The following is a 9297-nucleotide window of genomic DNA, read 5'->3' on the forward strand; positions in this document are numbered from 1 at the left end:
CGCGGACATAGGCGAAGGCGCGGGACATCGGTTTTCGTCCTAAAAGGGTAGAGCAAAAATCGGACATGTCCGGAAATATCGCAAGCTGATTTATGGACAGGTCGGGGTAGGGTGTCCGAAATCGCTCGTTTTTGGACGGTATCTCAGCTTGCGGCGATTAGGTGGCATAATCGCCGCAAAAATCTGCGGCGATTGGAGCGGCGGGCCGGTTATGACCACTCTCGCAGAAGTGGTCATAACTGCTGCGGCCTTTGTACCCGCGGTTATACTCGGCTGAGACTCGTGGTGATGGCTGCTCGCCTGGGCGATCGGGATTTGCAGCTGCAAATTCTCGGCCGCCCGATTTAACCGCGGTTAAATCAGTTCTTGGATGGCGCACCGTCCAGGATGAAATCCCAAAGACCATGGAATTCTACCAAGTTATTGAAATATCTAGTGAAATACAGGATTTGCTGATTTCGAATTGGCATCGGAGCCGCCAGGATAGGGGCTTTGATCCAATGCCCGCATTGAAGCTATTTCTGCCGTGGGCGCCCGCTACTTGGATCGTCGCTGAAATGAATCCACGCGACCATAATAGTCTGTTCGGCCTCGCCATTATTGGGCATGAGGCGGAGATCGGTGGCTTCAGTCTAGCCGAGCTTGCAGCGCTGAAGGGGCCGGCAAATCTCCGCATCGAGATTGATCGGCACTGGCGGGCTCAGAAGACGCTAAACCAGTATTTGGCCGAGCACTCGGCCTAGGTTCGCGGCCGCCCCGGCTCATAGCCGATCCTGTTATTACCACTTTTGCAGAAGTGGTAATAACAGGGAGCGGCGGAAGCGGTGCGCGCGGGGGTCTATGCATAAGGTGGTTGAGCGTGTGGTACGGTTCCGCGGAAATTCAACCATTGCCGCCTTCGTCAAACGATTGCACGAGCTCAGACTCTCGCAACGCATCTCGTAAGCCAAAGATCGCGGCGCGTTGCAAAAGAGCGGTCCGATCGAGGCCCTCGAATTGTGCAGCTCGATCAATGCGAGCCATATCCTCAGGCGAGAAGTGCAGCTCRATCACCAAGGATATTGTTTTGTCGGCCTGGGTGCTCGTGCAGACAGCCTCCGTTTTGTGCTGGACGGTCATCTCATGAATTCTAACACAGATCCATTCTGAACGGACGGTCAGTCGAGCGTCCATTGTCGTCGTTCCACCAGAGGCTCACGCCGCGGCGGAAAGTCCTACGCCTGGGAGCAGGGCAACAGTGAGAATCTGGGTTCTATCGGATCTGCATCTCGAAGGATTCCCGTTTCCTTCGGCGTTCTCCCCTCGCCGGCCAGCGTTCGACGTGCTGGTGTCGGCCGGGGATGTTTGGCAGGGGAATATCCCAGCCGGTTTCCAATTCCTGCGCCACCTGGCCGGAGACAGACCCATCATTGCGACGTTGGGCAATCACGAACATTGGCGAGGCGAACCGAGCACCACGATCGACGCCGCTCGGCGCGTCGCCAAAGCCAATGACATCTCACTGCTCGAGGGCGACGCAACCAACCTCCAGGGCGTGCAGTTTCTCGGCGCTACGCTCTGGTCCGATTACAGTCTGGCAGGAGCCATCGATGCTACAATGCCGACTGGTGAGGACATTCGATTTCGCGACGGAACGGGGGAGCGTCCCTTTCGCGTTCAGGATGCTCAGCAGCTGCATCACTCAAGTCGCGAGCGCTTGCGACATCTCATAGACCAGGAGACCTCTTTCCCTCGCGTGGTTGTAACTCATCACGCTCCGCACCCTGCCTGCGTAGCGCCGGCCGACACCGGAAAATGGATCGCCGGAAACTGTGCGTCTGACCTATCCGAGCTGACGGATTCTGGCTGCGCCGAGATGTGGGTGCACGGCCATGTTCATCACAGCATCGACATGCGCCGGCCAGGCGGAACACGGATCCTCTGCAATCCAGCCGGAGCCTTGTTCTCCAATTCGGCGTTTGACGAGAGCCTGGTGGTCGAGGTCGCCAWCTAAGCCGGGTCGGTTTGAACTTTGACGTCCGCAAATCAGCTATTCTGTCTCCTCTGAGTGGCAAGCTGGGAGCACATTGATGGAAAGGTCGCCTGAGGAACGAGCTCGCGTAAGCGCGCCGGCACTCCGCACGTTCTTGAACATCGCGGACCGCTGGGAATTGTCCTCGGCCGACCGGCTCGCGCTTCTGCAGTGCGACGCGGCTCAGTTTCACGACTGGTCGACCATCGCGCGCACACACGGATCACTCGTCCTCGAAACTGCTGTCCTGATGCGGATCTCTGCGCTTCTGGGTCTCTATGCGGATCTGCAGCATCTTCTCGCATCACCGGATCAACAAAGGGATTGGCTGTTTGATGACCATAAGACGGCGCCATTCAACGGGCAGACAGCCCTGGATCTTCTAAGCGGCACACTCGACGACCAGCTTGCTGTGCGGAGCTACGTCGCAGCGATTAGGTGGGGTGCGGGGATCGCGCCAAACGCGGTCGACGAGAACTTCACGCCATACACAGAGGCAAATCTGATCTGGCAGGACGCTACGCCGCAGATCCAGGCTGTCTGCTTCGATGGGTTCGGGACACTTGTGGAAATTGAAGACAAGCGCTGGCCGTTCAGAGCACTCATCGGCAGTGCCACTTCATCGAAGGCGGCAACCCAAGCGCTGACAACTCCGATGAGCCTGCGCGATCTTGCCCAGGATCTTGCGACGATCACAGACGATGCGCGGCTTGCCGAGTTGGAGGCTGACTTGTTGGCGGAAACCGCCTCGACACGGCTACGACCGGGAATCGATGCCATTTGGAACACCTTGGAGCAGCTCGGATTGAAAATTGGCGTCTGCTCCAATCTCGCTGCACCATACGCGAACGCTTTGCTCGATTGCCTGCCTGGTGCGCCGGATACGGTCGTTCTGTCGTTTGAGGTCGGCCTGATGAAACCTCAAGCCGAGATTTATCGGCTCGTTTGCCAGCGGCTCAATTTGGAGCCGCATCAGGTTCTTTTCGTCGGGGACAGCATCGAGGCAGACGTAATAGGCCCGCGGAAGGCCGGATTGTTCGCAATGCACATTGACGAATTCGAATCCGGACTTGCTCAGGGAACGGCGCCCGGGGCTCCGAAACCTGTCAACGAGCTCCTTGAACGCGCCGCGGTTGCGCCGAGCCATGTTTGAATGCGCGTGCACGTGCGTGCTTTATGACGCGATCTAACGCGTCATAAAGCGTTCGAACGCGTGGAGGCGCTACAGGAAAGCTTTCAGACTGCGTCATAACGCGTTCGAGCGCGGGTGGACGCTACAGGAAAGCTTTCAGACTGCGTCATAAAGCGTTCGAGCGCGGGTGGACGCTACAGGAAAGCTTTCAGACTGCGTCATAAAGCGTTCGAACGCGTGTGGACGCCGCAGGCTGCAGCTTGCTGGGTCCAAGCGCATCGCGTAGCGCTCCTCGGCGTCAGGCGGCTGAAGCGAGGCGCATTCCGCCAACAATGCCAGATAGATGAGGAAGGGCAGGATGCGCCTTTTGGTGATTTCCGATATGCATCTCGAATTCGGTCCGTTCCTGTTCGCCAAACCGATGCCGGAGTTTGATGTCGCGGTCTTCGCCGGCGATGTGCACAAGCCGATCAGTGCTGCGCTCGAGTGGATGGTGGAGCAGCGGGAAGCCGGGCCGCTCCGTGACCGCGAAATCGTCTACGTCGCTGGCAACCACGAGTTCTACAAGAGCGAGATGAAGGGCAGCCTGGCCGCTGGAAGCGACCTCGCTGACAAGGTCGGCATCCATCTACTGCATCGCCGCACCGTTATGATCGGGCAGGTCCGCTTCATCGGCTGTACGCTTTGGACGGACTACCGCCTTCTCGGGACGCCCAAGCCGTCGATGGTCTTTGCCGGGCAGGAGCTGAACGATCACCGCCTTATCCGCTACCGGGAGGAAAGCGGTCACTACAGCCGCTTTATGCCGTGGCATGCAGCGGCTGAGCATCGGCTCGATCTGGCGTTCATCCGTAGCGAGCTAGGGAAGCCGCACGATGGTCCTACGGTAGTGGTCACGCACCACGCGCCACACCCGCAATCGGTTCAACCGAGGCACCAGGGGAGCGAATTGTCGCCGGCCTTCGTATCGGACCTCGGCGCCCTGATCGAGGAATACCAGCCTGAGCTCTGGATCCACGGCCATGATCATGGGTCACATGACTACAAGGTCGGTCGGACGCGCATCCTGGCCAATCAAGCTGGCTACCCCAACCGCAATGGCGATCGCGAGAATCCATGGTTTGATCCCGGCTGCGTCGTCGAGGTTTGATCAATCCACGGGCTATGGGCGCTCGTGCTGACAGTACCTGTCGAAGGCACAATATGAATGTAAAGTAAGCGCTGACCTCAGGCAGCGCAGCTGAAGGCGGAAACGATGAGCGGAACTTACCTGACGCGGTCTAACGCCAGCTGCAATATGAACCGCTTCTATCGGATGGAAGTGCAGCCCGACCTATTTGGCGGCTGGACACTCTGGCGCGAGTGGGGACGTATCGGTCGGGCCGGGCAGCTGCGGCGTGATGCGTACCTTAACGAGCAGGAGGGACAAGCGGCCCTCACTGACCTCATGCGGCAGAAACTCAAGCGCGGATATCAGACGGCGTAGCCGGGGAGATCACCACCGCGGCTACAGCGACAATCCATCGTCGCGACGGGATCCGCGGCCGAGATCAGGAGCTTTGGATTTTTCCATCGCGGGGCCCGACGTCCTGGCTTTCACGAACTCCATCCGGCGCCGCGCTATTTCAACCGGCGACGATTCCAGTGCCCGCGAAATTGGGTTGACGGTCGCCGGGCGCGCCCTATCGCGAAGCCAGGTGATTGCCTGGGGCGGCGCGAGCTCCTTCACTTTCGCGACAAGGTCGGCGACGCCGCGTTTCGTCGTGTCGGCAATTGTCGACCACGACCAACGGCCGGTGCGCTCAGATTTGGTAATCTGCACCTTCTCCGCGCGGCCGCCGAATTGCACCTCATGATTCCGGTTCGAATTCCAAGACCTCAGAAGGTTGCCGCTCAGCTGCTGAGTAGCGACCTTCAAGAGGTTCTGCGTCTCGACCATCATTTTATCGAACTGGGCTATGTGGCCTGCTGCTTGGCGAGCATTTGCTCGATCGCCATTTCCCGCCCGTCGCAGGCTTCCAGGTCGTTCTTCTCCACGTTGCTGTACACTTGGACGTGCATCACCCTGCAGTAGGCTCGAAGCTCGCCCGGCAAGACGTACCATACAGCTGCTGGACAGGTTTCGCAGACTGTTGAGGGACTTGGCCTCACGCCCGGGGGCAAACGTGAGAGAGTGGGCGATTCGTAGATATTCCCGAACGCTTCTGTCGCGCTGTTCTGGTCGTGGATTTGGGGCAAGCTCGATGCTGGCGCTTCGATCTCGGCTGTCTCGGCTGTGTCCATTTTCCTTGTTTCCTTCGGGTTCGATTGTCCTGCTCTGGTTATCTTCGCCTCGCTGCAGGGGCGCGAGGTCGATCCTCGGCGCGGGATACTCCGCCGCCGTATTCTCTCGGGAGCGCATGCGCTCCTTCATCTCCTCAGCCGGAGTGAGCTCGGCGGCCGGCTCCTGCACCTGGTCAGCGCGTTGAGCTTCGCTCGGCCCTCCATTGACGAACTCAACGACTGATTTGAAATAGTCGGACACGTTCGCTTTGCGGCCCGATTTCATGGACTCGCTCATAGCGGCGGCCTTGATTTGGGCCTCGCTCACCTCAGCACGCGGGTTGTCGTCGAGCTCTAGCGTTTCGGCGGCGCGCTTCCAGTCGCGCATGGTCTTGACGATGCGCCTTGTTTCCGCTGCCTCGGCTGAACCACCTTGCTGATGAGCGTCGGTACGCGAGTAAAGGTCCTCTCCTCGTCGGCGCTCATCAGGCCGGAACAGCCGGCGACATCGGCGCATACGATGGCCAGGGCAACGGTTGAGCGCGTCCACCAGGCTTCTGATGCACCAGCGGCGGCCGGATGGTCGTGCGCCCATCGCGATCGCACGTGCAACCCCACTGCCCACGCGGGTTATTGCAGTGAACATCCGACCATAACGATCAGGCAGGAGCTCTACGGGAGGCGGAGAGCGCCGATCCCCTCGGCGTCCACTCTTACCGCCCCATGCCGATTTACCGCATCTTAACCGCGGCGGGCGCCATTCTAAGGTGTCCATCAGGGTTGGGGGGCTCGGAAAGGACCGTGACCATGCAACTGCTCGATGCTGTGCGATCAGATGGCGCGTGCAGCCCGCCAGCAGATTGATGCTTTAATGAAGGAGCGCATTACCTCCATTGAGCAACGCGCGTCCGAACACGGCGTCTCGGTAGATCTGGAACAGGAGATCGATGTTTCCCCAGCCGCGGCAATCGTTCGATTTGCCAAGCTCAAGGGCTGTGATCTCATCGTGATGTCCTCTCACGGCCGGCGTGGCGTACAGAAGGTCGTGCTCGGGAGCCAAACTTCAGCGGTGTTGGCAAGTACGACTATTCCTGTACTGGTGATCCGGTAGTGGATCCTCCCTGCCATAGCTCCGATCCGCAGTGCCTCCTCTGCGTCTCTGATCCCGCGAGCCAGCAGCGTTGAGCTCGCTTTTTCAGTAGGCGGGTACAACGTGCTCAGAGGCGTTGTCACGTTAACTTCGGCGGGGCGGTAAGCGGTGTAGAGCGCGGGCATGAGTCCGCCCTGCAGCTACAAGCGCCATCGGTTTCCACCAGCGATCATTGTCCGTGCGGTGTGGCTGTATTTTTGCTTTCCCCTGAGTCTTCGCCTGGCGGAAGAGATGTTGTTGGAGCGTGGCATTGTCGTCTCCTATGAGACGGTGCGGCGCTGGGCGTTATACTCGCGATCGAGGCGCAGTCGCGACGTGAGTGGCAGTCAATGGGTGAGATCGTTTTCACAGCGAATGGTAATTTCATCGTCATAAGGAACGGCGATGGATCCTTGGCGGTGAAAGGCTTGTATCGAGGTGCCCCAATTAAGTCGGCGATACCCATCGGCCTCGAACGATGCATCATTCTGATAGAGCCCGATTCCAGCAAGGCGAATCTCTTCGAGAACTTGCTCTGTATAGGTAAAACCGGCCGAGCGTTGTGGCGGGCAGCTTTACCGAGCATGCCTGATACGTTTGTCGAGACCAGCCTAAGTGAGGCCGGAATTCTGGCGCTCAGCCTGAGCGGCTATTGCCTGGTGATTGATCCCGCGACGGGCGGCGAGATCCGAAGAGACTTCGTTAAGTAAGCGGTGAGGAGCCCGAAGTTAGGCCGGGAGCTCATGCACGGTGACCTCGGAACACGTCCGGTGGGCGATATCAATCAAGTGACGGTGATGGGTCGCGACGATGACCTGGCCGGTACCCGCCATGGCGAAGAAGCCCATAAGCCTGAAGAATCGTCGCGAAGCTGCGCCAGGTCGATGTGCTGGTCTCGCAGGGCCAGTCCGTCGCCGACGCGATCCGTTCGATCGGCGTGACGGAGTGAGTTACTATCGCTCGCGCCGTGAATTCGGCGGCCTGAAGAGGGATCAGGTGAAGCGGATGGACGAACTCGAGGCGGAGAGCGCCCGGCTGCGCCGCGCCGTCGCCGACCTGACGTTCGACAAACGCGCTCGATACCGGGGAGCAAGCTCTATAAGTGCCAACATCACGCCTTCAAGCGTGAGGTACAAGGTCTTCGCCCATTGCGTATCGGGCAGCACGGGAACRCTGCAGACGCTGCGCGGGACATAGGCGAGGATCAGGTCGTGGGTGGCGTCAACAGCCGGATCCCAGTCTGCAGGTTATCGCATTTCTGATGGATGCGATTTTCCGGGCCGAAACTCGCGGGCGGCAGATGCGCCCCTTCTGGTTGCCACACAAGGGGGATCGGCTCGGGCAGCGTGAGCCAGAGCAAAGTTGATCACGTTCCCGGCGCTTAAGTGATCTCTGTCGAGGTTTCGAGGACAAATCTGTAAAATGAGAGCGGCAAGTCACCGTCATATTTGGAGTTCACCTCGGCCGCGCCCGAGCGTTCTCGGCTGGTGGAAGTCGCTCATATGTATCCGGCCTACTCTTCGGCTTGCGGGCCGTCGGCGAATACAACACTCTTAAACTCGGCTTGGTGCCGGTCCCGGGCCGGCCGACTCTCATCGGTGGACACATAGTGCGCGTGGTCACGATTTCGCACTGTGCGACTGCTTCACCCTGCAGACATCTGCAACTGCGAGCACTAAATGGTAGAGTACGCGTACCGGGATCGGCTCGGCCACCCTCCAGCCTTGGCGATCGATCTGATTGCTCCACAGTCCGGTATCCGCGTCGACGAAGCGTTCGAACATCAGGCGCAAATGGCCGTTGAGCCGATTTGTCGCGTCGTTGTCATCCTCGAATTCGAGCCGTGCCGCCAGCGCCTTGAGATACTCAGTCTGCGGCCAGAGCAGGGCCCCGCCGTTGAGCACCGCGCCTTTTTGATCGACCTCGTTGATCACCGGCTTGCCGGCGGCTTCAGCGCCGAACATCTCACCGAAGGCGAAGAGTTGCCGTGCGCTCATCCGGGCAGTGCCCGAACCGGTCAGGCGCTCGTGGTGATAGAGCAGCCAGGTCCATTCGAAATGATGACCGGGCTCGCGAATCCGACCCTGCTCGCCGGCAAAGGGCTTCCACTCGTCGTCGAAGAACTCGCCGAGCGTTCCGTCCGCGGCGAAGCGCCGTTGCATCAGGCACACGATCCTCTCGGCGCGCTCAAGCCAGCGCTTTTCGCCGGACGATCGCGCCATGGCGTGGCAGGCTTCGAGTAGGTGCATATGCGGGTTTTGGCGGCGCGGCAGGGTTCCGAGCGTATCCTCGCGAAAGCCGCCGGAAGGTGAGACGAGGGCTGTCTCGATAAAACGCATCACCGCTTCCCCTTGGTCGAGCGGTTCGGATTCTCCGATTGCACGAGCGCACCAGGCGAGCGCGAAGATGACGAAGGCGAGATCGTACAAATCGGATTTGCCGTCAATGATCTCACCTTGGGTCGTGCAGGCATGTATGAACCGGCCATCGCTGTCCCGGCAGGCACTAAGCAGGAAGGACAGGCCATGGCGCGCCGCTTCGAGCGCCCCGGGTACGCCGAGAAGATGGGCATGGCTGAAGACGTATAGCGTTCGCGCCGTAACCAGCGTCGTGCGCCGCTCACTTTCAATGATGCTTCCATTAGGCTGAACCCATTCGGCATAGCCTCGGCGCTCCGGATCATAGGCCCGCGCGAGCCAAGCCGGCAGTAGGCTCCCAGTAAGCCAGGCCGAAAGCTCTTCTGCCGATACCCCGACCATATGT

The 9297-nt window shown here is 59.6% G+C and carries 8 protein-coding genes and 3 pseudogenes; 9 read left to right on the forward strand and 2 right to left on the reverse strand.

Features of this window, described 5'->3' with window-relative positions; translation table 11 throughout:
- The first annotated feature begins 404 nt into the window (after window positions 1–404).
- From AC1D34_RS29090 to AC1D34_RS29110, 5 genes are all read left to right on the forward strand, one after another.
- Entirely contained in the window at window positions 405–743 is a 339-nt protein-coding gene (locus AC1D34_RS29090; RefSeq protein ID WP_476826082.1) for a DUF2958 domain-containing protein, read from the forward strand.
- Between the two features lie 494 nt (window positions 744–1237).
- Window positions 1238–1993 (forward strand): metallophosphoesterase, encoded by a 756-nt coding sequence (locus AC1D34_RS29095; protein WP_476826083.1) that lies wholly within the window; start codon window positions 1238–1240, stop codon window positions 1991–1993.
- Between the two features lie 133 nt (window positions 1994–2126).
- Window positions 2127–3164: an HAD-IA family hydrolase gene (locus tag AC1D34_RS29100; RefSeq protein ID WP_476826084.1), complete on the forward strand. Its 1038-nt coding sequence runs from the start codon at window positions 2127–2129 to the stop codon at window positions 3162–3164.
- 337 nt (window positions 3165–3501) lie between these two features.
- Complete coding sequence (locus AC1D34_RS29105; RefSeq protein WP_476770979.1) at window positions 3502–4293, forward strand: metallophosphoesterase; 792 nt, start codon at window positions 3502–3504, stop codon at window positions 4291–4293.
- Between the two features lie 105 nt (window positions 4294–4398).
- Window positions 4399–4629 (forward strand): WGR domain-containing protein, encoded by a 231-nt coding sequence (locus tag AC1D34_RS29110; RefSeq protein ID WP_476826085.1) that lies wholly within the window; start codon window positions 4399–4401, stop codon window positions 4627–4629.
- A 21-nt stretch (window positions 4630–4650) separates the two neighbouring features.
- On the opposite strand, the gene AC1D34_RS29115 is transcribed toward AC1D34_RS29110, so the two are convergent.
- Window positions 4651–5955 (reverse strand): hypothetical protein, encoded by a 1305-nt coding sequence (locus tag AC1D34_RS29115; protein ID WP_476826086.1) that lies wholly within the window; start codon window positions 5953–5955, stop codon window positions 4651–4653.
- 303 nt (window positions 5956–6258) lie between these two features.
- Here AC1D34_RS29115 and AC1D34_RS29120 point away from each other — a divergent pair.
- From AC1D34_RS29120 to AC1D34_RS29135, 4 genes and pseudogenes are all read left to right on the forward strand, one after another.
- Window positions 6259–6516 (forward strand): annotated as a pseudogene (locus AC1D34_RS29120) (universal stress protein); the annotation flags it as partial.
- 162 nt (window positions 6517–6678) lie between these two features.
- Window positions 6679–6837: pseudogene (locus tag AC1D34_RS29125) on the forward strand (IS6 family transposase); the annotation flags it as partial.
- A gap of 47 nt (window positions 6838–6884) precedes the next feature.
- Window positions 6885–7244: a DUF7957 family protein gene (locus tag AC1D34_RS29130; RefSeq protein ID WP_441492603.1), complete on the forward strand. Its 360-nt coding sequence runs from the start codon at window positions 6885–6887 to the stop codon at window positions 7242–7244.
- Between the two features lie 87 nt (window positions 7245–7331).
- Window positions 7332–7605, forward strand: a pseudogene (locus AC1D34_RS29135) (transposase); the annotation flags it as partial.
- Window positions 7606–8153: 548 nt separating this feature from the next.
- Here AC1D34_RS29135 and AC1D34_RS29140 read toward each other — a convergent pair.
- Window positions 8154–9297 (reverse strand): AGE family epimerase/isomerase (locus tag AC1D34_RS29140; RefSeq protein WP_476826087.1); only part of this gene is annotated, 1144 nt, incomplete at its 5' end.

The organism is Allobosea sp. P1_A7 (genome assembly GCF_056406775.1).